Origin of the sequence: Streptomyces californicus (assembly GCF_000717645.1) — a bacterium.
Taxonomy (GTDB): Bacteria; Actinomycetota; Actinomycetes; order Streptomycetales; family Streptomycetaceae; genus Streptomyces; species Streptomyces californicus.
Genome location: NZ_JNZZ01000029.1, coordinates 54,818 through 77,765 on the forward strand (window position 1 = coordinate 54,818; position 22,948 = coordinate 77,765).

General features: G+C 76.0%; 1 protein-coding gene. It reads right to left on the minus strand.

Features of this window, described 5'->3' with window-relative positions; all coding sequences use genetic code 11:
• Nucleotides 1–4: 4 nt before the first annotated feature.
• Nucleotides 5–22,903, minus strand: coding sequence for a lonely Cys domain-containing protein (locus IF19_RS0129645; RefSeq protein WP_248782509.1), 22,899 nt, complete (start codon nt 22,901–22,903; stop codon nt 5–7).
• Nucleotides 22,904–22,948 lie beyond the last annotated feature (45 nt).

Consider the following 22,948-nt stretch of genomic DNA (forward strand, 5'->3'; position numbering starts at 1 on the left):
GCGATCAGGCACGGATGTCGTCCAGTATGCGGCGGATCCGGTCGGTCAGGCTGCCGGAGGGGTCCTGTTCACGGGCCCGGAACCAGGCGTTGACCAGCGGCTCCAGCCGAGCGGCCGTCAGCGGCCCGGCCCGGGGCGGGGATTCGGGGCCGAGCGCCGTCAACAGGCGCAGGGCGTCGTCCAGGACGGCGCGGTGCCGCCGTGCCCAGGCGTCCGCCTCGGGGTCCTGCGGTCCGGGCCGGGCCGGGACGGGGGGCGCCGTCTCCCCCGGTCCGGCGGGCGCCGGTCGCAGGACGGACGCCGGGACGGAGGACAGGGCCTCCACCACCTGGTCCAGCCGTGCCGCGTCGTCGGCCAACGGGCCGCCGGGCGTCTCCGGGGCGTCGGCCGTGCCCTGGCCGGGGGTCGGTGAGGCGTCGGCGGCTCCCCGGCCCGGGGCGTCCGAAGCCTCCGCCGAGGAGCTGTCCGGGACACCCGCCAGGTGACGGTCCCCGGCGAGCGCCAGCAGGGCGGCGGGGCCCCCGTCGCCGTGCCCGCCGTGGTACGTCACCTCGTCGTCGGGGCCCACCACGGCCACGGTCACCCCGAGCCCGCGCGCGGCGGCCGCCGCGAGGGGGCCCATCGGCAGGGCCGTGGTCCCGGCGCCGTAGGACGGGTCGGCGAGCAGCACCCGCAGCCGCTGTACGGGGGTCAACTCCACCCGGGAGGCGGGGATCCGGTCGCCCAGCAGCATGGCCTCCGTGCGTACGGAGACGCTGAGCGACGCCCCGATCCGGTCCAGGAGGTCCAGCGGGAGGGTGCGGTCGGCCTCCAGGGACGGCACGTCCTGCCCGGTCACGTCTTCGGCGGTGACCATGCCCTCCAGCCAGGCACGGAACTCCGCCGCCGTGCCGGTCACCGCGCCGGCCGGTGTGCCGCCCGCCACCGGGCGTACGGCGAACAGCAGGGTGTCCACGGTCCGTTCGCCCTCCCCCGGCGCCTCGCGCAGGGTGAGGGGAGCGCCGTCGAGGAGGACGGTGTCCGGCCCGACGCGCCGGAAGCCCTCGCGGAGCACGGAGACGCCGTCCCGGAGCGCCCCGTACGCGTCGTCGGGAAGGGCGGCCTTTGCGGACTGCGGGAGACCGGCGGGCTCCTCGGGCGCACCGGTCCGCGGGGGGCCGGCGGCGTCGGCGCGTTCCGTGACGCTCGGCGACGGACCGGTCTTGGCGGCCGTGCCGGGCGTCCCCGGCGCGGCCCCCGGAGCGGGCCGGGGCCTCCAGACGGTCCTGATCCACTGGCCCAGCTTCTTCTCCCGCAGGGCGGTGATGCGCAGCGGGTCGAACGGGTCGTCCTCGACCAGGTCCAGCGGTCCGGAGTAGCCGAAGGCGCTGCGGCCGGTGCGGTCGGTGAACGGCTGCGTCCGCCGCGTGTCGCCCGCGGTGAAGCCGCCCATCGGGAAGACGACGGGGACGTCGACGCCCGCGTCCGTGACCAGTGGGGCCAGGTCGAGCAGCGCCCACAGCTCCTCGTCGGGAACGGGCACGGGGGCGTGCCCGGGGAGGTGGATGACGATGCCGCCGTCGTCCGGCCGGGTCCCGGTCCAGATCACCAGGGAGTCCCCGCCCGGTTCCGTGGACCGCCACTGCGCCGGGTGGGGCAGGGTGAGGACGTCGTTGCCGGCCTTGACCCGCGCGTACCACTGGTCGCTCTCCACGCCGTTCGGGGCCGGGCGTCCGCTCCAGTTGTAGCCGACCGGCGATGTCCCGTCGGTGAGGATCTGCCGGAGGGCGCCCCGTTCACGCAGGTGGTGGGCGGCGAGCTGGTGCGGGTCGGTGATGTCGATCTGGCGGGCATGGGCCCGTACCGCGAGGAACGTCAGGTCCGCCGCCGTCCCCTCGTCCCACGCGTCCGTGTCCGCGAGGTGGAGGGCGCGGCGGCCCAGGCTCTCCTGCTGCGCCGGGTCCAGGCGGTACAGGACCAGGTCGACGCCGGCCACCATCGCCCAGAAGGCGCGGGCGATGTCCTTGGGTCGCAGCGTGACGGGTTCGGGGAGGCCCACCGCGTCGCGGGCGAGTTCCTCGCCCTGGGTGCCGGAGAGTTCGTCGACGGCGTACGTCAGGGCGGTGTCCGGCAGCATCCCGGAGAGCGTGCTGTCCGGCCGCTGTGCGACCAGCTGCCGGGCGGCGTCCAGGACGTCCCGGTAGGCGTCGGGGCCCGGGGCGTCGCCGCCGACGCGCCGGGCGAGGAACGTCCACAGCTCCATGCGGAACGGGGTGAACCGCCGCAGGCCGGGGTCGTTGGCGCGCAGGGTCTCCAGTGCGGCGATGCCCTTGAGCGCCCCCTCGTACCGGCCGCCCGGCACCCACCGGTCGTCCTCCACGGCATGGTCGAAGACCAGGCGCAGGGCGCGTACCAGCCGCAGGACGGTCGTCCGGACCTCCGGCGGCACGGTGTCCGGGTCGCCGTGCAGGCCCGCGATCACGGCCAGGCGGTTGAGTTCGGCCTCGGTCGGCTCGGGGCGGACGCGCACCACGCGGCCGACCACACCGCCGGGGGTGTCCTCCAGCATGAAGGAGTCGTCGTCCAACCCCGCCGTCTGGGTCGGGCCCTCGACGTCCAGCCGGCTGACGTTGGCCGTGTGCTGGATGAGGGACACCTCGTCCAGCGGGTCCTCCACGGGCCGTACCGGGCGGCCCTCCTGCGGTTGGTCGAGGGGATGGCCCGGCGAGGCCGCGTAGCAGACCTGGAGGCCGATCCGGTGGCCGGGCGGCAGCTCGCGGACCTCGCGCAGTCCGCCGATGTAGCGTCCGCCGTCGGCGGCGGTCAGCATCACCGTCGAGCCGTCGCGCAGGACGATCTCCAGCGTGCCGGGGTAGCCGTGTCCGTAGTACGTGTAGACCGCCGGGTCCAGGGTGTACGGCTCGGTGCCGACGACCTGGTCGCCCAGGGTGGTGGCCGCGTAGTGGATCCGCTGCCGCCGGTGGAAGAGCCCGCGCAGCATCCGCTCGCGCTGGTCCAGGTCGTCGCCGACCGACACCCGGCCGTACCGCTCGCGGCGGTCGAAGACCAGCGGCCGGGTCGCCACGTCGCTGTCGCGGAAGGTCCGGCCGTCGACCGAGGTCCACTGCCGGTCCTCGTAGGGCGCCGGGACCGCCGGCGCGTCGAAGGGCACCCAGTCGCCGTGCCAGCCGGCGGTGTCGTGGACCGCCATCGTCGGGATGCGGGCCTGGAGAGCGGAGTCGTGGCGGAGCCGCCCGTCGCCGCTGGGGGCCCAGACCCGGCGGCCCAGCCGGGCGGCGACCGCGCGCACCAGGTCCAGGTACTGTGCGCCGGCGTACGGGATCGCCAGGACCACCGGCACGTGGGACGGCAGCGCGGCCAGTTCCGGGTCCCCGGCCAGCTTCTCCGCGAACGCCTCCGGGGTCAGGCCCCGGGCGTCGAGGGCCCGGTCGCCGACGAGGTACGCCTCGGCGCCCCAGGGGGCGGGCTGGTCCGGCTCCCCGGCCGCCTGCCCGTCCACGGCCTCCCGTACCCGGTCGATCCGCGCCCGGTCGGTCCAGGCGCCCGTCAGGTCGCGTCCGATCGCCTTCCCCGCGTCGTCCCGCAGCACGGTGGCCGGATCCTGGAACGGGTCGGCCGACGGCGGCGGCCCGAAGAAGGCCGGCCGGCTCTCGCCGGACGTGGTGGCGGCGGTCGACTGGCGGGTGGCGGCGGTCCAGTGGCCGGGGGCGTTGGTCGCCGGGTCCGGCAGGACGATGATGTCGAGCGGGGCCTGGGGGCCCGGCGCGGTGAGCGCCATCGGGGCGCTGTAGCCGTGGGCGGGGCGTCCGGTGCGCTGCGAGAACCGCTGGACCAGCTCCGGGCTCAGCGCCCCCGGCCCGGTGGTGAGGAACAGCACCGGGCTGCCGAGGGGGATCGTGCGGAGCGCGGGCGCCAGGTCCAGCAGGGCCAGGAACTCGTTCTCCGGTACGGGGACGGGGGCGCGGCCGGGCAGGTGGAGGACCGGGGTGCCGGACGCGTCGACCTCGACGACGTTGAGCAGGGGCATGGGCGTGCCGGGGCCGGTCCACTCGGGCGTGAGCCGGTGGACGGCGGCCCCGTCGGGCCGGTGCAGGGTGCTCCAGTCGATGCCGGCGGGGGCGGGCGTGCCGGACCAGTTGACGCCCTGGATGTTGGGTCCCTGCCGGAGCAGGGCGGCCGGGCCGAAGGCGCCGCTCTCCGCCAGGTGGAACGCGGCGAGCAGGTCGTGGTCGGTGGCGTCCATGCCCTGGGCGATCGCCTTGGCCGTCACCGCCCACACGCCTTGCTGCAGGTTCCGGTTCCAGGTGGTGGCGGGGTCGAGGTGGAGGACCTTGCGGCCCATGGCCTCGCGGGCGTCGGCGGACATCGGGCGGAAGAGCTGGGCGGCCCGTGCCGTGGCCCACAGGGTGGACGCGACGTGGCGCGGGGTGAAGGCCGCCTGCGGCGGCAGCGACTGCACGTGGCGGATCATCTGCTCGCCCGCGTCGGCCAGTTGCGTCAGCGTGATCCGGAGTGCGGGCGAGGGCACGGCGTCGGTGAGGCGCGCGTCGGGGTCGGCCGCGACGCGGGCGGCGGCGTGGTCGAGGAGCGCCTGGTATCCGGCCCGGTCCGGGGCGCGGCCGGTGTGCTCGCGGACGAGGAAGTCGAGCATGTCCGCGCGGAACGGGGTGAAGGAGGCCAGCTCGGGGTCGTTGGCGCGGAGGCGTTCCAGCGCGCCGATGCTGCTGAGCGCCCGTTCGTAGCGTCCACCGGGGGTGGTGCGGTCGTCCTCGACGGCGTCGCCGAACACCGTCCGCAGGGCGCGCACCAGCCGGAGCGTCGCCTCGCGGGTCTCGGGCGGCACGTCGCCCGGGGTCCGGTGCAGTCCGGCGACGACCGCCAGCCGGTCCAGCTCGTCGGCGAGCGGTTCCGGGCGGCGCAGCACACGGCGGCCGCGCCCGCCGTCGGCCGCGCCCATGATGAAGCGCCGGGAGTCGTCCATCCCGGTCATCCGGGTGGAGCCTTCGGTGTCGAGGCGGGTCAGGTTGGCGACGAGCTGGTCGAGCGGGACGTCGCCCAGCGGGTCGTCCACGTGCGGGACCGGGGCGAACGACGGCTGCGGCCGGGTGGGGTCGCCGTCGGAGGAGCTCCAGCAGACCTCCAGGTGCATGCGGTGGCCCGGCGGCAGCTCGCGGACCTCGCGGAGGCCCGCGATGTACGCGGCCGCGTCGTGCTTGCCCAGCCAGACGGTCCGGCCGTCGCGGAGCGGGAGCTGCATCCGGCCGGGTTCGCCGTGTCCGGCGTAGGCGTAGACGGCGGCGTCCATGGAGACCGGTTCGGAGGCGGTCTCGTGGGCGCGGTTGCCGGCGGGCGTCCAGTGGACGAGCCGTCGCATCCGGCGCAGGGCGCGGAAGTTGCGCTCGCGCCGCCGCAGCGCGTCCCCCTGGTGGACGGCGATCCGGCCGAACCGCTGGTGGTTGTCGTCGGCGAGCGGGCGCGTGACGACGTCGCTGTCGCGGAACACGGTGCCGTCGAGCGCGGTCCATGTCCGGTCCTCGTGCGGTCCGGTCGCCGGCGAGGGGGCGACGGACACCCAGACCCCGACCGGCGCGTCCGGGTCGGCGTCCATGGTGACCAGCACGTGCGCGTCCCCGGTGCCGTCGGGGGCGATCCGGACCGCGCCGCTCGGCCCCCACACGGTGCGGCCCAGCCGGTCGGCGACCGCCCGCAGCGTCTCCAGGTAGCGGTCCCCGGTGTACGGGACGGCGAGGACGACGGGCACGTCCTTCGGGAGCTTCGCCAGCTCCGGATCGGCGGCCAGCGCGTCGGCGACCGCCTCGGCGTCCAGGACCCGGCCGTCCTTCGCCCGCACCCGGCCGCTCTCGCCGTCGGCGGTGACGACGTACGCGGTGTCCGGCCAGGGGGCGGATTCGGTCGCGACGACCTTCGGTGCGGCGCCGGGCCGGCTCTCGATGGTCCGCAGCTTGCCCGGGAGGACGCGGGTGGCCTTCCTGCCGGTCCAGTTGCGGCCCTGCGCGGTCCCGGCCGGTCCGGTCAGCAGGGTGTCGGCCGCGAGCAGCGGATCGTCCGGCCCGGTGAACGCGCCGGTCGCCGGCGGCTGCGCGGGGGCGGTCTGCGGGAGGGCGGGCGCGGTGCCCGCCGGGGCGAAGAAGTCCGGTCCGGCGGAGGCCCGGTCCCAGGCGCGCGGGCTGTGGTGGAGCGGGGCGATCGTCATCCCCGACAGCTCCAGGTCGACGCCGGCCGATCCGGCGGCGGAGAGCAGCAGGAACTGCAGCGCCACCGGCAGCGGCGGTTCGGCCTGCCCGTTCGCGGTGAAGTACGCGCCGACCGCCGTCCGCAGGTCGCTCCAGGTGAGCGGGGTGGTCACCCCGTTGGCGGCGCGGGTGTGCTCCAGGGCCCGGAAGCCGCGCAGCAGCGCCTCGAAGGCGGTGGCGTCGTTCTCCAGCAGGGGGCCGTAGACCAGCCGGACCGCGCGGACCCAGCGGCGTACGTCCGGGGCCCGGCCGCGGTCGCCGGTGATCCGCTCGGCCCAGCGGCCGAGTTCGGCGGTCGACAGCTCGGGGCGGAAGCCGGCCCACCAGTCACCCTCGGCCAACTGCCAGCGCACGCCGCCCAGCTGGTCGGCGGGGACGAGGAACGCCTCGGCGCCGCCGCCGGGGGTCCAGATCCAGCGGTCCAGGCCGTTGGCCAGTTGCTGTCCGGCCACCGGGGTGTCCAGCGGGTCGAAGGGCGGCGGGCCCGCGAGGTCGGCGCCCGTCACGACGACCGGCCGTTCGGGGGCGAGCGCGGTGAGATCGCCGTCCACGGCGTACAGGAAGTCCACGACGCGGGCGTAGTCGATCGCGGCGTCGGTGCCGTCGGCCAGGGCGAGGAGCGCGCCGCCGGGGCCGCCGCGCAGCCCGACCACGTACCCGTTCTCGAACGGCAGGGCCCGCACCGGGCTTTCGAGCGGCACCGGGCCCGGCCGCACCTGGGTGTAGCCGGTCACCTGGGGCAGCAGGCCGTAGTGCTGCCGCAGGCCGTCCTGCCAGGCGTGCAGCGGCAGGGAGGACGTGCCCACCGGGAGGTCCTGCGCGTCGCGGTGCCGGATCACCATCACCCGGTCCAGGAGGACGCGGGCGCCGTCCATCGCGACCACTTCCGCGTACCACCGCATCACCGGCGGCGTCTGCGCCGGGTCGGCGAGGACGGCGAGGGCGCGGTGTGCCGCGTCGAAGAAGCCCCGGGCCTTCGCCTGCCCGCCCGGGGGGATGTTCGGCAGCAGCGCGTACGCCTCCGTCAGCGCGGTCCGCAGCGCCTGGTACGCGGGGTGGTCCTCGTGCAGGGGCCGGCCCAGCGCGTACTCACCCAGCGCCAGGGCGACGGCCTGGCTGTCCCACTCGGTGAGCGGCCTGCGGGTGGCGCCGCCGACCTGCGGGATGCCGGCCCGCGCCGCCACCATCAGGAAGCCCGCGACGTCCCGCACCACGGGGTTCGCCACGATCCGCCGGACGGATTCGCGCAGCACGTCCTCGGGGAGCGGGGCACGGGAGCGCAGCGCGCGCTCGTAGGCGGCGCGACCGAGGGCGGACAGTTCGGTGACGGCGCGCTGGATCTCCTCGGGCGTCATGAACTGGCCGGTGTAGCCGAAGTGCCGCAGCTCGGCGAGGACCAGGGGGACGAGCAGCCGGCCGTCGTCGGTGTCCAGGACCGGGTAGTCGCCGTCGTCCATGCCGACGGCGTAGCGCTGGCTGACGGGCTCGCCCTGGGAGGTGCGGCCGGTGAGGACGGCGGTCCAGTGCTCGCGCGGGGTCGGCACCTCCGTGCCGGCGGTGTCGAAGAAGGCGGGGTCGGCGGGCAGATGGGGTGTCAGCCGCTGCCGGAAGAAGTCGAGCAGCAGGCTCAGTTGGCGGGCGGCGTCGGCGGAGAGCTGGTCGTGGTGCTCGTTCAGGAACGTCCGGGTGCGGGGGCGCAGCGCGCGCAGGATCCGGTCCAGGGCGTTGCGCGAGGCGGCGGGCAGGAGGTTCTTGATCAGCTCCGGGTCGGCGCCGGGCGGGCGGGCGTTGTCGAAGACGTCGCCGATCGGCGCGGCCACGACGTTCTGGAAGCCCAGCCATCCGTAGCCCCACACCTCGTCGACCTCGGGGATCGCCGAGAGGAACGGTGCGATGTGGCTCTCCACGACCGGGGTGCCGAGGAGGTCGTTCGCGTACGTCGTGGTGAGGAGCTGGCCGAAGCTGCGGGCGCCGGCGATCGCGGTCTCGAACTTGGGGACGGTCAGCCGCCGGTGGGCGATGTCCTGGAGCTCCCGGAGGCCGACGGTGGGGTAGCCGAGGGTGAGCTGGCCGTAGGCGGTCCAGTCGAAGCCCTCGGGGGCGGGGTTGACCTTGGCCTTGAGCCCGTCCTCGGTGAACGTCCAGCCGCCGAGCGGTCCGAGCATCTCGGTGAGCGGGACGGCGACCTGGCGCTCGTCCGGCAGCCGTCCGGCGGCGCGGGCCCGCTGGAGCTGGGCCATACCCTCTTCCTGGGTCTGGCGGCGCTCGCCGGGCAGGACGGCCATGGGGTCGAGGACGAACTCGCCGATGGCGAAGTTCCTGCGGACCGGGCGCGGCTGCCCCGGGGGCACCTGCGGCTCGTTGACGTGGAGAAGGCCGTCCTCCGTCATCCAGAAGCCGCGGCTGTCGGTGACGAGGGTGATGCCGGGGCCGTGGGCGAGGACGAGGGTGGAGGTGAGGCGGCCGGGCAGGTCGAGGAAGAGGTCGCGGCGCTCCTCGACCTCCAGTCCGATGGCGCCGTAGCCGGGTTCGACCGGCGCGTCGAGAGCGGCGTGGGCGGTGGAGGAGGACGGGGCGAACGCGGGGAGGGCGTGTTCCAGGGCCTGTCCGCCGGGGCCGACGACGACGGCGCGGGCGTCGGACGCCGCGACCGCGGGCGGGAGCAGGGACACCTGGCGGCCGTGGCCGGCCGAGAGGTCCACCCACACCACACCGCCGCGACCGCCGAGGTGGTAGGCCGCCCAGGCGTGGCCGGGGCGTGTTCCCTGGCGGTGCGCCAGGACGAGGGCCACGGTGCCGGGGCCCTGGGCGGTGACCGCTCCGGCCACCGCGTCCCACGAGCGGACCTTGCGCCATCCGGGGCCCATGACCAGGGACGACTCCGTGGCGGGGACGCCGACCGCCGTGTCGTCCACCGTCCGCGCCGGGCGCACGCCCTGCGGGTACAGCTCGGCGCGCAGCGCCCCCAGGAGCACCAGGCAGCGTTCGACGGTCGGGGCGCGCAGCGGTTCCCGGCCCGTCACCCGGCGGACCAGCGCGGTCAGCGCGGCGCGGTCGAGCGGCGGGGCCGTGGTGATCGCGGCCCCGGTCAGGCTGCGCGGCGCGGTGAGCGCGGTCGTGGCCGGTGCCGTCCCCGGTACGGAGGTGGGGCGCGCGGGCGGCCGCGGGGAGGAGAAGAGGGCGTCGCCGTACGGGGCGGGTGCGAGGACGCTGGAGTTCAGGCCCTGCAGCCATGCCTTGCGCCAGACGCCCTGCTGTCCGCTCGCCCCGGGGCGCCCGATGAGCCGCAGCGGGGCGGGCGGGGTGGTGGCCGTGGTGCCGGTCGGCGGGGCGGCCGAGGTGGTGGGGGCCACCGTCAACGCGCCGCTGAACGACCAGCCGTTGCGGGCGGTGCGGTTGGAGAACGCCTCGGAGAGCGCGGCGGCCCGGCCCTCGCCGCTGCCCGCGCCGGAGAGCACGAACAGGACGGGGATCCCGAGGGCGGCGGTGCGCAGGGGCGGGGCCAGGTCGAGGAGGGCCAGGAACTCGCGGTCGGCGACGCGGAGGGGCCGCTTGCCCGGCAGGTGGAGGACCACGAAGCCGTCGGCGTCGGTGTCGGTCCACGCCACCATGGCCTCGGCGGGTTCGCCCTCGGCGGTCCACGGCGCGCGGAAGTGCTGGAGGGAGGCGCCGTCGCCGTCGGTGTCCTGGCGGCCGACGGCCCGCAGGTCGATCCCGCCGGGCGCCGGCGCGCCGCTCCAGTTGAAGCCCTGGAAGCCCTCCCCGGACCGGAGTTGCTGGGCGGGGCCGAAGGCCCCCGTGGAGGCGAGGTGGAAGGCGGACAGCGTGAAGTAGTCCGCCGGGTCGAGTTCGGCCGCGATGGCCTGGGCCGTCAGGACGTACAGCTGCTGCTTGTGGGCCCGGGTCCACTCCTCGTCGGGGAAGACGTGCAGGACCCGGCGGCCCAGCTTCTCCGTGAACGCGTCGTCCCGGCCGGCCATCTGCTGGGCGGCGCCAGCCATCGCCCAGAAGGCCCGGGTCACGACGCGCTGGGTCACCGGCGCCTGCTCGGGCTGCCGCAGCACGTTCCGTACGAGCGCCGCGCCGAACTGGGTGATCTGCCGGATCGCGTGCTGGATCGCCGGGTCCCCGATGGCCTCGCCGAGGGGGGCCTCCGGCTTCTTCGCCAGCAGGCCGGCGGCCAGGTCCAGGACCTTGCGGTAGTCGTCGGGGCCCGGGGCCTTTCCGGCCGCACCCACCCGCTGGGCGATGAAGGTCCACAGCTCCATGCGGAAGGGGGTGAACCGGCTCAGCGCCTTGTCGTTGGCGCGCAGGGTCTCCATGGCGCCGATGCCCCGGAGCAGCCGCGCGTGCGCGGGCTTGTCCTGTTCGGTCTCGGGACCGAAGACGATGCGCAGCGCCCGTACCAGTCGGAGGGTGGTCGCGCGCACCTCCGGCGACGCCTCCCCCTCCCCGGTGTGCAGGCCCGCCGTGCGGGCCATCTCGTCCAGCTCGTGCGGCAGCGGCTCGGGCACGACCCGCCTGCGGCGGCCGGCGACGCCACCGGGGGCGTCGTGCAGGATGTGCGCGTCGGTGTCGAAGCCGCTGCTCATCAGCGACCCCTCGGTGACGCGGCGGCTCACGTTCGCCGTGTGCTGGGCGAGCGAGACCTCGTCCAGCGGGTCCTGGACGGCGGGCGCGGGGCGGTTGTCCAGCTGCGGCTGGGTCGGGTTCCCGGCCGCGTCGCTCCAGCAGACCTCCAGCTTCATCCGGTGGCCCTCGGGCAGTTCGGCGACCTCGGGGAGTCCGCCGATGTACTGTCCGCCGTCCTCCGCGCCCAGCCACACCGTCCGGCCGTCGCGCAGGGCGAGTTGCAGGCCGCCGGGCAGCCCGTGGGCGACGTACACGTACGACGCCGGGTCCGGGGTCCGGGTCTCCTCGCTGATCAGCGCGGTCCGGCTGCCGGACGCCATCAGGTGCACCAGTTTCCTGGCCCGCTGGTAGGAGCGCATCAGCTCCTCGCGGCTCCGGGCGTCGTCGCCGTGCGACATCCGGCCGAACCGCTCGTCGCGGTCGGAGACGAGGGGCCGGGTGAGGACGTCGCTGTCGCGGAAGACGGTGCCGTCGAGCGCCGTCCAGACGCGGTCCGGGGCCGGTGCGGCCTTCTTGGTGGGCCGGAACGGCACCCAGGAGCCCAGGGGTTGGTCGGGTCCGTGGTCGATGAGCGCGGGGACGTGCTCGCGCTTCTTGTTGCGGACCAGGCGGCCGTCGCCGCTGGGGGCCCACACGGGGCGCTCCAGCAGGTTGGCGACCGCCCGCAGGTAGGCGAGGTACCGCTCGTTGGCCAGGTGCGGGACGACCAGGACGACGGGGACGTCCTTGGGCAGCTTCGCCAGCTCGGGATCGGCCGCGAGTTCGGCGGCAAGCTGCTCCGCGTCCAGCGTGCGCCCGTCGGGGAACCGGACCCCGTCCGGGGCGCTCTCGCCCCACACGACGTACGCGGAGTCGCCCCACGGGGCGGCCCGGTCCTCGCCGGCCTTCTCCTTGGGCGGGGCGCCCGCCTCCGCCTCGTACACCCGGACGCGTCCGATGCGGAGCTGGCGCACCTTCTCGTCCGTCAGGTTGCGGCCGCGCGGGGCCCCCGAGGCGTTGGTCATCAGCGTCGCGGGCGACAGGAGCGAGCCGGCCGGGGGCCGCCCCTGCTCGCCGACGCTCAGGGAGCCGATGTCCGGCAGTGCGCCGGTCTTCTCGTCCGAGGGGCTGAAGACGATCAGGTCGCCGGTGCCGGAGGCGGCGGCGGGGGCGTTGGCCTGCCGGGCGGAACGGGTCCAGGCTCCCGGGGCCCTGGTGGCCGGGTCGGTCAGCGCGAGGATGCCGAGCGGGGTGGCGGGGTCGCCGGAGGAGAGCATCATCGGCGCGCTGTACCGGTAGGCGGGGCGTCCGGTGTTCTCGGAGAACCGCCGCACCAGGCCGGGGCTCAGCGTCCCCGGGCCGGTGGTCAGGAACAGCACCGGGTGCTTCAGCGGGAGGGTGCGCAGGCCGGGGTCCCGCTCCAGCAGGGCCAGGAACTCGTTCTCGGAGACGGGCAGGGGGGCGCGGCCCGGCAGGTGCAGCACGATCCGCCCGGCCCCGTCGATCTCCACGACGTTCAGGACCGGCATCGGCTTGTGCGGGCCGGTCCAGGCGGGCCGCACCGAGCCGATGGTGCTGCCGTTGGGCCCGAACGTCATCTGCCGCACGGTGCCCCAGTCGACCCCGGCGGGCATGGCGGTGCCGGACCAGTTGACCCCCTGGACGTTCGCTCCCTGGCGGAGCACCGCGGACGGGGCGAACGCACCGCTCTCCGCGAGGTGGTAGGCGGCCATGACGTCCTGGTCGCCGGCGTCCACGCCCTCGGCGATCGCCTTGGTGAGCAGCGCCCACAGCGGCTCCTGCCGCGACTGGTCCCAGACGGTGGAGGCGTCGAGGTGGAGGACCTTGCGGCCCATCGCCTCCTGGGCGGCGGGCGTCAGCCCGCGCAGCAGCCGGGCGGCACGGGTCGTGGCCCACAGGGTCGAGGCGACCAGCCGGGGGGTGAAGGGAGCGGACGCGGGCAGCGACTGCACGTGGCGGATCATCTGCTCGCCCTTGTCCGCCAGTTGCTTGAGGGCGATCCTCAGCGACGGCGCGGGCACCGCGTCGGTGAGCCTGGCGTTCGCGTCGTCGGCGATCCGCTCGGCGGCGAAGTCGAGCAGCTCCACGTATCCCCGCTTGTCGGGGGCGCGGCCGGTGTGCTCCTGGACGAAGAAGTCCAGCATGTCCAGCCGGAACGGGGTGAGGTGGGAGATCGTCCCGTCGTTCGCCCGCATCCGCTCCAGCGCGACGATGCCCTTCATGACGCGCTCGAACCGGCCGTCCGGCCCGCCGCGATAGTCCTCGAACGTGGTGCCGAAGACGGTGCGCACCGCCCGGAGCAGCCGCAGCATCGTCTGCCGCGTCTCCGGGGAGACCGGGTCCGGGCCGCGGTGGAGTCCGAAGTCCCGGGCCAGGGCGTCCAGCGCGGGCCCCAGCGGTTCGGGGCGGCGCAGGACACGGCCGCCCCGCCGGCCGGTCGCGGAGGCCAGGGCGATGCGGTGGGTGTCGTTGAAGCCCGTCTGGCGGAGGGAGCCGTCCGTCTCCCGGCGGGTCAGGTTGGCCACGAGCTGGTCGAGCGGCACGTCGTCGAGCGGGTCGTCGACATGGGGCGTCTCGCCCAGATAGGGGTACTGGCGGCGCGGGTCGCCGTCCGAGGAGCTCCAGCAGACCTCCAGGTGCATGCGGTGGCCGCGCGGCAGGTTGCGCACCTCGGGCAGGCCCGCGATGTACGCCGCCGCGTCCGCCTTGCTCAGCCACACCGTCCGCCCGTCGCGCAGCGGCAGGTGCATCCGGCCCGGTTCACCGTGGCCGGCGTAGACGTGGACGGCGGCGTCCGTCGTGACCGGCTCCGACGCGACCGGCTCGTTCTCGGTGCCGGCGTCGGTGCCCACGGGGAGCCGGTGCGACAGCTCCCGCAGCTTGTGGAACCGCCGCATCCGCTGCGCCCGCCGTCGCAGGCCGTCCTTCCGCTCGACGGCCAGCCGCCCGAAGTGCCGGTGGTTCTCGTCGGTCAACGGCACCGTGAGGACGTCGCTGTCGCGGAACACGGTCCCGTCCAGCGCCGTCCACGTGCGGTCGAGGTAGGACCCGATCGCGGTCGAGGGCTCGGCCGCGACCCAGGCGCTGACCGGGGCGTCGGCGTCGTCGTCCAGCAGCGCGAGGACGTGGTCGTCCGGCCCGTCGGCGACGGCGCGGACTCCTCCGCTCGGCCCCCAGACGGTGCGGCCCAGCCGGTCGGCCACGGCCTGCAGCGTCTGCTGGTAGCGGTCGCCGGTGTACGGGACGGCGAGGACGACGGGCACGTCCTTCGGGAGCTTCGCCAGCTCCGGGTCGGCGGCGAGCGCGGCGGCGACCGCCTCCGGTCCCAGCTCCCGGTCGTCCGGCAGCAGGACGCGGCCGTCCTCGCCGTCGGCGGTCACGACGTACGCGGTGTCCGGCCACGGCGCCGGGCCGGTCGAGACGACCTTCGGCGCGGTGCCCGGCCGCTTCTCGATGGTCCGCAGCGTGCCCGGCAGGACCCGGCTGATCTTCGCCCGGGTCCAGTTGCGGCCCTGGGTGGTTCCGGACGGCCCGTTGATCCTGGTCTTCGGGTCGAGCACGGGGTCGGTCGGGCCGCCGAAGGCGTCCGTCGCCGGGGTGGGGGCGGTCGCCGCGGCAGGGGCGGACGGGACCGGGGCGGCGGGCGCGGACGTCGGCGGCGGGGCGAAGAGCGACATCTCCTCGTCCCGGTCGGTGACGTCCTCGACGACGCCGCCTGCGGCGGGTGTGCCCCAGGCGCGCACGCTGTGGTGCTGGGGGGCGATCGCCGCCGGGAGCTCCAGCGTCGTCCCGACCGCGCCGGCGGCGGAGAGCAGCAGGAACGGCAGGGCCGTGGGCAGCGCCGGTTCGGCCTGCCCGTTCGCGGTGAAGAACGCGCTGACCATGGTGCGGAGGTCGCTCCAGGTGAGCGGGTTCGTGAAGCCGTTGGCCGCGCGGCTCCGCTCCAGCGCCCAGAAGCCGTCGAGCAGCGTGGCGAGGACGGCGCCCTGGTCGTCGACCGTGGGGCCGTAGACCAGTCGGATCGCCCGGACCCACCGCAGCACGTCGGGCGCCCGGCCCCGGTCGCCGGTGATCCGCTCGGCCCACCGGGCCAGTTCGGGGGTGGTGGGCTCGGGGCGGAACCCGGCCCACCAGTCGCCCTCGGCCAGTTGCCAGCGCGGTCCGGTCGGCCCGTCGCCCGGGGCGAGGACGGGTTCGATGCCGCTGCCGGTGGTCCAGATCCAGCGGTCCAGGCCGTTGGCGAGCTGCTGGCCGGCGAGCGGCGTCTCCAGCGGATCGGCGGACGGCGGGCCCGCCAGGTCGGCCCCCGCCACCACGACGGGCCGATCCAGGGCGAGCGCGGTCAGATGGCCGTCGAACGCGAAGAGGAAGTCCACGATCCGCGCGTAGTCGACCACGGCGTCGGAGCCGTCGGACAGGGCGAGTGCGGCGGCGTCGGGTCCGCCGCGCAGCCCGACCAGGTACGCGTCGTGGAACGGCAGGTTCTGGACCGGGCTCTCCAGCGTCACCGGGCCCGGACGCACGTAGGTGAAGCCGACCACCTCGGGCAGCAGCCCGTACGTCTGCCGGCGGACGTCCTGCCACTCCTGGTCGGGGCGGGAGGAGGTGCCCAGCGGGGTGCCGTCGGCGGCGCGGTGCCTGACCACCAGGACGCGGTCGAGCAGGACGCGGGAGCCGTCCAGCGCGACCAGTTCGGACACCCACTCCAGCGGCGGCGGGGTCCGTTCCGGGTCGGCCAGGATCTCCAGGGCGCCCCGCGCGGCGGTGATCATGGGCACGATCCGGGCCCGGGGGCCCGGGGGGAGCGTGTCGACGGCGTCGGCCGCCTCCTGGACCGCCGTGCGCAGGGCACGGTGCAGGGGGTGGTCGGCGGGCAGCGGGGCGCCGAGCGCGTACGCGCCCAGGGCGTGGGCGATCCGCTGGCTCTCCCCCACCGTCATCAGGCGGCGGGTGGGGCCCGAGAGCTGGGGCAGACCCGCCATCAGGACCATCTGCACGAAGGGGGCGAGGGCCCGGACGGCCTCGTTGTCCAGGATGCGGTTCAGGGACTCGGCCAGGACGTCGTCGGGCAGCGGGGCCCGCTGCGCGAGGGCCCGGCGGTAGGCCTCGCGGCTCAGCTCCGACAGTTCGGCCACGGCCCGCCGGATCTGCTCCGGCGTCATCAACTGCTCGCCGTCGTAGGCGAAGTGACGCAGCTCCGTGAGGATGAGCGGGATGTCGAGGCGGCCGTCGTCGGTGTCCAGGGTCGGATACCGGTCGTCGTCCATGTCGACCGTCTGCTTCTGGGTGACGGTCCTGCCGTCGGAGGTGCGGCCGGTCAGCACGGAGGTGGTGTGCTCGCGCGCGGAGGGGACGTCGCCGATCGTGGCGTCGAAGTAGCCCGGGAAGAGGGGCTTGTCCGGGGTGATGGTGCGGCGGTAGAGCTCCAGCAGCCGTCCGAGGGTGGCGGCGAGGCCCGCGCTGATGTCGTCGTGGCGCCGGTCGAGGAAGCTCCGGCTGCGGGGGCGCAGCGCCCGCAGGACCCGGTCGAGGGCCGGGCGCGACGCCACCGCGAGGCCGTTCTTCACCATGAAGGCGGCGGGGCCCTGGTTGAGGATGACGCCGGTGGGCCGGGCGACGGTGTGGGCGTAGGCGAACCGGAGGTAGCCCCACAGGTCGTCGACGTCCGGGATCGGGGCGAGGAAGGGGACCACCACGTCGGGCACGTCGGTCCGCCCGGTGAAGGCGCGGACGAACTCCGCGGTGGCCCGCATCCCGAACTCCCGGCCCGACGCCTCGACCGCCCCGATCGCGCCCTTCGGCAGCCGGTCCACCACCCGGTCCTGGAGCAGGCTCAGCCCCAGGGCGGGGAAGCCGGTGGTGGGCTGCACGTAGGCGCGGTTCGTCCGGACCGGGGTCTGGCCGACCAGGGTTTTGCCGCCCAGGTCGGTGACCGTCCAGCCGTCCTCGGCGGGCAGCAGGTCGGCGAGGGAGATCTGCGGGGCCGCGCCCGGCTGGTCGCGGCCGTCCAGGGCCCGCTCGACCCGGGCCAGCCGCTCCAGCGTCTCCTCGGGCGACTGCCGCCGCTCGCCCGGGAGCACCGCCATCGGCTCGACGACGATCTCGCCGATGAGGTAGCCGAACTGCTGGGGCCTCGGGTCGCCCGGCGCGATGGGCGGGAAGGTCAGGTGCAGCCGGCCGTCGGCCGTCCGGGTGACGCTCGCGTGGTCCGTGACGATGCTGAAGCCGGGGGCGGTGGCCAGGATCTGCTTGGCCGGGACGTCGCCGAGGCCGCTGATCACGAAGACCAGCCGCCGTTCGATCTCCAGGCCGATGGCGCCGTAGGCGCGGGCGGTCGCCGCGTCCAGCAGGGCGTGCGGGGTGGACGCGGAGGCGGCGAAGGCGGGCAGGGCGCCCTCGACGGCCTGCCCCCGCGGGCTGACGACCATCGCCCGCGCCTCGGACGCCGCGACCGGGGGCGGCGCGGTGGAGAGCTGCCGGCCGTCGCGGGCCGACAGGTCCAGCCACATCACGCCGTCGAAGCCGCCGAGGTGGTAGGCGGCCCACGCGTGGCCCAGCGCCTCGCCCTGACGGCGCGCCAGGACGAACGCCGCCGCGCCCGGCCCCTGGGCGGCGACGGTGCGGGCCACCGCCTCCCACGAGCCCACCGGGCTCCAGCCCGGCCCCGGGACCAGGGCGGAGGCCGGGGTCGCGGTGGCGAGGGCCGTGTCGTCGACCGTGGCCGCCGGCCGTACGCCGCCCGGGTACAGGGCGTCCCGGAGCGCGCCCAGCAGCGCCAGGCACCGCCGCTCGGTGTGGCCGCGGCGCGGCGTGGTGCCCGCGATCCGCCGGGCGGTCGCCGTCAGCCGGGGGCGGCTGAGCGGGGCCGTGCGCGGCGGGGCGGGCGGCGCGGGGACGGGGGCGTGGGGCTGCGGCTCGTACGCGCCGCCGTTCTCGTCCCACAAGGCGCGGAAGGCGGCCCAGGTGTCCTCCTCGGCCCGGGGGTTGGCGCCCCACTGGTGGACGGCCTTCGGGTCGGGGCCGTACAGCTCGCGCAGGAGCGGCAGCAGCTTCGGATCGTTGCGCCGGACCCACGCCGCGCCGTTGTTGCGGGGGTGGCCGGTGTAGGGGTCGGTGCCGGTGTTCGTGCCGAGGTAGGCGTTGGTGAGCTGGGCGAAGTACTCGAACTCGTCGCGGGCCGAGTAGTTGCGGCGGGTGCCGGTGGCGTCGTACAGCGGTCCGTCGGGCCAGGCTCCGAAGGCGCCCGCGAGCACCTTGTCGTGGTACGCCTCGGTGATGAGCCGGCGCTGTTCGTCGGTGAGGCCGTGGCGATGGACGGCGTGCGCGAACTCGTGGGTCGCGGCGGAGTAGCCGTCGGCGTACATCCCCGAGCCGGGTACGGCCGTGGTGTCGCCCAGCAGGTTCTCCTCGCCCACGGCGACCAGCCCGCCGGCCTCGACCCCGCGCAGGATGTCGTAGGAGCGGGCGTCCTCGTCGCTCTCGCCGCGCAGCGCGCTGAACGGGTCGAGCGATGTCGTCGCGGTGTCCTTGGGGACCACAATCAGCCGCGCGCCCTCGTTGAGCAGGCGTTCGGCCACCGCGGGCGACCGCAGCATGCGCGCCACCTGCGCCCGCGCCTCGATGCCGGCGGAGACGGGGAGGTCCGTGCCGGGCGGTACGTCGACCATCAGCAGGGCGGCGGTCCGGGCGAACGCGTCGGCGGGCAGGGTCCGGCGCAGTTCGGCGGTGAGCGCCCGGTCGGCGGCCAGGGCCTCGCGGTCGGCGGACGACAGGGACAGCAGCCGGGAGGTGCGCTCGTCCTCGGTCATCGCGGCCAGCCCGGCGGCCAGTTCGGCGCGTTCGGCGGCGGGCAGGTCGCGGCGCGGGGCGGGCGCCGGGGTCGCGGCGGGCGGCGGGGCCGTGGCGGTGGCGGTCGCCGTGGCGGTCGCCGTCGTGCCGGGGGCGGTCGCCGTCGTATCGGTCGCCGTCGTCTCCGGCGGCGGGGCGGGCAGGGGCTGTCCGCGCAGCCGCCCGGCGCGGGTCGGGCGGGCGGGCGCCGAGGAGACCGTGCCGCGCAGGGAGGGCCCGTCGCCGAGCCCCTCGGCGCGGCGGCCGGTGTCCAGCGCCTCGGTGAGGCCGGGCAGATCCTCCCACGCCTGGGCGTGACGGCGCGCCTGCTCGGTCAACTCGTCGCGTACGTCGATGAGTTCGGCCTCGATGCCGTCGACCTGGTCCTGGATCGCGTCGCGGGCGCCGGTCGCCCGGCGCAGGGCGGTCTCCGCCTGCCGCAGGGCCCGGGCGGCCCCGGTCACGGCCGTCTCGGCGCGGCGCAGGTTCCCGGCGAGCGTGGTCTCGCGGGCGAGGGCCCGCTCCAGCCCGGTCCGGATCTCCTGCGCCTCCTCGCGGGAGGTCTCGGCGGTGTCCAGGTCGTCCTCGCGCCGCTGGTGCAGGGCCCGGCCCTGCTCCTGGAGCGCGGCGGCCTGCTCGACCGCCGCGGCCAGGGCGTCCCGCCCGTCCGGGGAGGCCGGGTCGGCGTCCGGGGAGGCGGCGACGGCCTCTTCGAGCCGGGCCACCTCGGCGCGGGCCCGCTGCCACCGGGCGTGGAGCCCGCGCTCCTCGTCGGCGGTGTCGTCGTAGCGGGTCCGGGCTTCGCGGGCCTCGGTGTCGAGCCGGGTGATCTCCGCCCGCGCGGCGGTGATCCGGCCCCGGAGCGTGGTGAGTTCGGTCCGTACGGTGGCGGCGGCGCGGCGGGCGTCCGTGTGGGCGCGGTCGGCGTCCCGGTGCGCGGTGGCGGCGGTGTCCACGGCCCGGTCGGCGGTGTCCAGCGCGGTGAGCGCGCCGGGCTGCCGCCGGGTCAGGCGCTCCTCTCGGTAGCGGGCCGCCGCCTCCGCCCGTACGGCGTCGAGGTGGACGCCGATGGTGTCCGCCACGTTCTGCCATGCCTCGTCGGTGGCGGCGGTGGTGTCGGTGAGCGAGCCGTCGGCGGCGAAGGGCCAGATCCGCAGCTCCCGGCCGGTGCGGATGACGAGTTCGACCGGCTTCCCGGCCCGGGCGGCGGTGAGGGAGCCGACGAACAGGGCGCGGGCCAGCCGGGTGCCGTCCGGGTCGGGGCCGAGCGCGAGCCACAGCTCCGCCGAGGCGTCCTGCTCGTGGATGGCGTCCGCCAGCACGTCCGGCAGGTCGGTGACCGGGTGCTGGGCCCAGTCGTGCAGGTCGTCCGCGTCCTGGTCGGCGAGGATCGCCGGCAGGTCGTAGATCCGGGGGCCCGGTCGCGCCGGGGTGACGCCGAAGCCGAGGACGTCGCGTTCCCACAGGCGGGTGGTGGAGCTGCCGGTGACGTACCGGACGCCGTCGGGTCCGTTGACCTCGATGACGGTGTCGACCAGGGTCTCGTAGGTGCGGGGGATGCGCCGGTCGGCCGGGTCGCTGGTCGCGCCGGTCCGCAGCCGGCTGAAGGAGAACGCGGAGGCGTTGCCGCCCGAGGAGAGGGCGTGGGGCTGCTGCGCCGCCAGCGGGAAGGTGACCCCGAGCACCTGGCGGTTGCCGTTGGCCAGGCTGTAGGAGCCCTGCTGGTTGAGGACGAAGGAGCCGGCGGCGGACGAGGCGATGGCCGAGGTGCGGTTCTGCCTGCGGACCCGGTCGATGGCGACGTCGCCGGCCTCGGTGACCGGCCGCGGGTTGTGCAGGGAGATGCGCAGGGACGGTGCGGTGCCGGGGCTCTCGACCGGCCAGCTGCCGGGCATCACGTCGGTCAGCCCCGCCGCCGTGCGGGAGGGGTCGAGGGTGATCTCACCGGCCTGGACCAGCTCGGCGAGGCGGGCGGCGACGGCCTCCGCCGAGGCGTTGGCGGGCAGCCCCCAGGCGGCGGCCATGCGCGGGTCGACGTCGTGCAGCGCCCGCATCAGCTGCGGGGCGGCGTTGTAGTCGTAGACCGGGGTCGGTCCGGTGGTCTCCAGCCCGACGCCCTGCGGGAACGGCGTGGTGCCCTGGGCCGCGGCGTCGGCGGCCGTGAGCAGCAGCGGGTCGCCGCCGAGCAGCGCGGGCGCGCGGGGCCCCTCGTGCCGCTTGGGCCGGTCGGCCTCGGAGGCGACGAACCGCAGGGCCGTGGCGGCCGGTACGGAGACGCGGCTGACCGGGCGGCCGTGCATCAGGCGGCCGATCCACGAGCGGACCTGCTGCGCCACGTCTCCTTCCAGGCCGGACAGGTTGAGCAGGCCGGCCTGGAAGAGGGCGCCGGGGATGTTGGCGGGCCACTGCCACACGGTCTGGGAGCGGACGGTGGCGGTGATGCGGTAGTCGACGGCGAAGTCGGCGACGCTGCCCGACCGGGTCCAGAAGCGGTCCTCCGTCGCCACTTCGGAGCGTGCCGTACGGGCCCGGGTCTCGGCCGCCGCCAGGGAGGGTCCCGCGCGGTCCGTCCACCCGGTCGCGCCGGGGCGCGGGTAGCGGGAGACCGGGTTGACCGTGCCCTGGCGGGTGGTGGTGGTCCCGGTGGTGGTGGCCCTGGACTGCGGGGTGTGGGTGTCGACGTGTTCGAGGCCGGTGCCCGCGCCCGCCCGGCGCCCGCGCAGACCGCGCAGTGCGGGCGTCTGGAGCATCGGTTCGGCGGTCAGGCTGACCTCGACCAGGCGGGCCCCGCCGTAGGCGACGTGGAGGAAGTAGAAGCGCGCCTTTCCGCCGGGGCCCCGCCCGGGCAGGCCGCGCAGGGCTGCGGGCTCGGTGATCCGGGCGACCTCGGTGGCCACGCCCGGCAGGTGGGAGGCGTGACCGGGCCGGGTGACGCCGGGCGCCTCGTTCTCCACCAGGGTGGTCAGTTCGTGGCGCATCCGGTCGCGGCGCTCGCGGCGGTTGGTCGTGTCGTCGAGCTGCGTGACCGACATGACGGTCGCCTTGCCCAGCTGGCGGGTCCGGGCGTACCGGTCGGGCAGCGGTACGTCGAGCGGGTTCAGGGTCGGCGCGGGGATGCCCGGCATGCCCTGGAACCAGGCCGCGAGCTGGGCCACGGCCTGGGCGGGGGCCAGGTACGTGACGGCGCGCGGCAGATCGATGGCGACCGTGACCGGGGCGTAGGGGCCGAGGCCGACGGTGTTCCCGGCGACGTTGCGCACGCCCCAGCGGACGGTCAGCAGCAGCGTCAGGTCGTTGCCGATCCAGAGGGTGTCGCCGCTGAACTCCGTCGCGTGGGTGATCTTCGTGCCGGAGCCGACGGTGGCGGTGGCGTCGGTGCGGCGGGACTGGGAGTAGCGGCCGCCCGGGTTGGCCTGGTGGACCAGCAGGTCGGGCGGGGTCGGGGCCGCCTGCAACCCCGTGAACTGGAGGTTGCCCTGGTGGGTGACGCCGACGCCGCGCTGCCGCCCTGAGGTGTCCCCGCTGAGGACGTCCTGCTCCGAGTAGAGCGATTCGGAGCCGAGGTTCTGGGGATTGGAGAGGTAGCCGGTGACCTCCAGCATCATGACCTGGTCGGCCGCCATGCCGGGCAGCGTCAGCCCTTCCACGATGTAGGCGCCGCCGAGGATCTGCGGGGCCCGGGAGATGAGCTGGCCGGGCCGGATCGCGTCCTGCCGCGCTTCGGCCGCCAGAGTGCCCCGGTCGTTGAGCGAGGCGCCCGCCACGGCGACGGAGGTCCACTTGTAGGTGGCGGCCGCGCCGTCCGTGGACGTCCTGGCCGCCCAGATCACCGGCGTGGCGGCCCAGTTGACGGCCGAGCCGGCCCGGTTCACGGCGCTGGACAGGCTCGCCGGGAGCGCCTGCTTCATGGCGTTGCCCCGCCGGGCGGTCTCCGTGGCCAGCCCGGACAGCGTCGCGGAGGCGCGGTGGACGGCCCGCCCGACGCGGCCCCGGCCCGGACCGCCCGGGTAGGTGCCCGCGACGATCTGGCGCAGGGCGGCCATCAGCGCGGTGGTGCCCCGGAAGGTGTCGACGATGGCGCCTTCCGGGAGCCTGGTCAGGCCGGGCAGCGGGCGGCCCCGCTCGTCCACCAGGCCGAGGCGCCGCTGGTCGTCGGTGGGGCCGCCGTCGGTGACGGGCCGCCGGATCACATGCCCCGGCGCGGCCGGGGGCGCGGGGGCCGGGGCGGGCAGGGG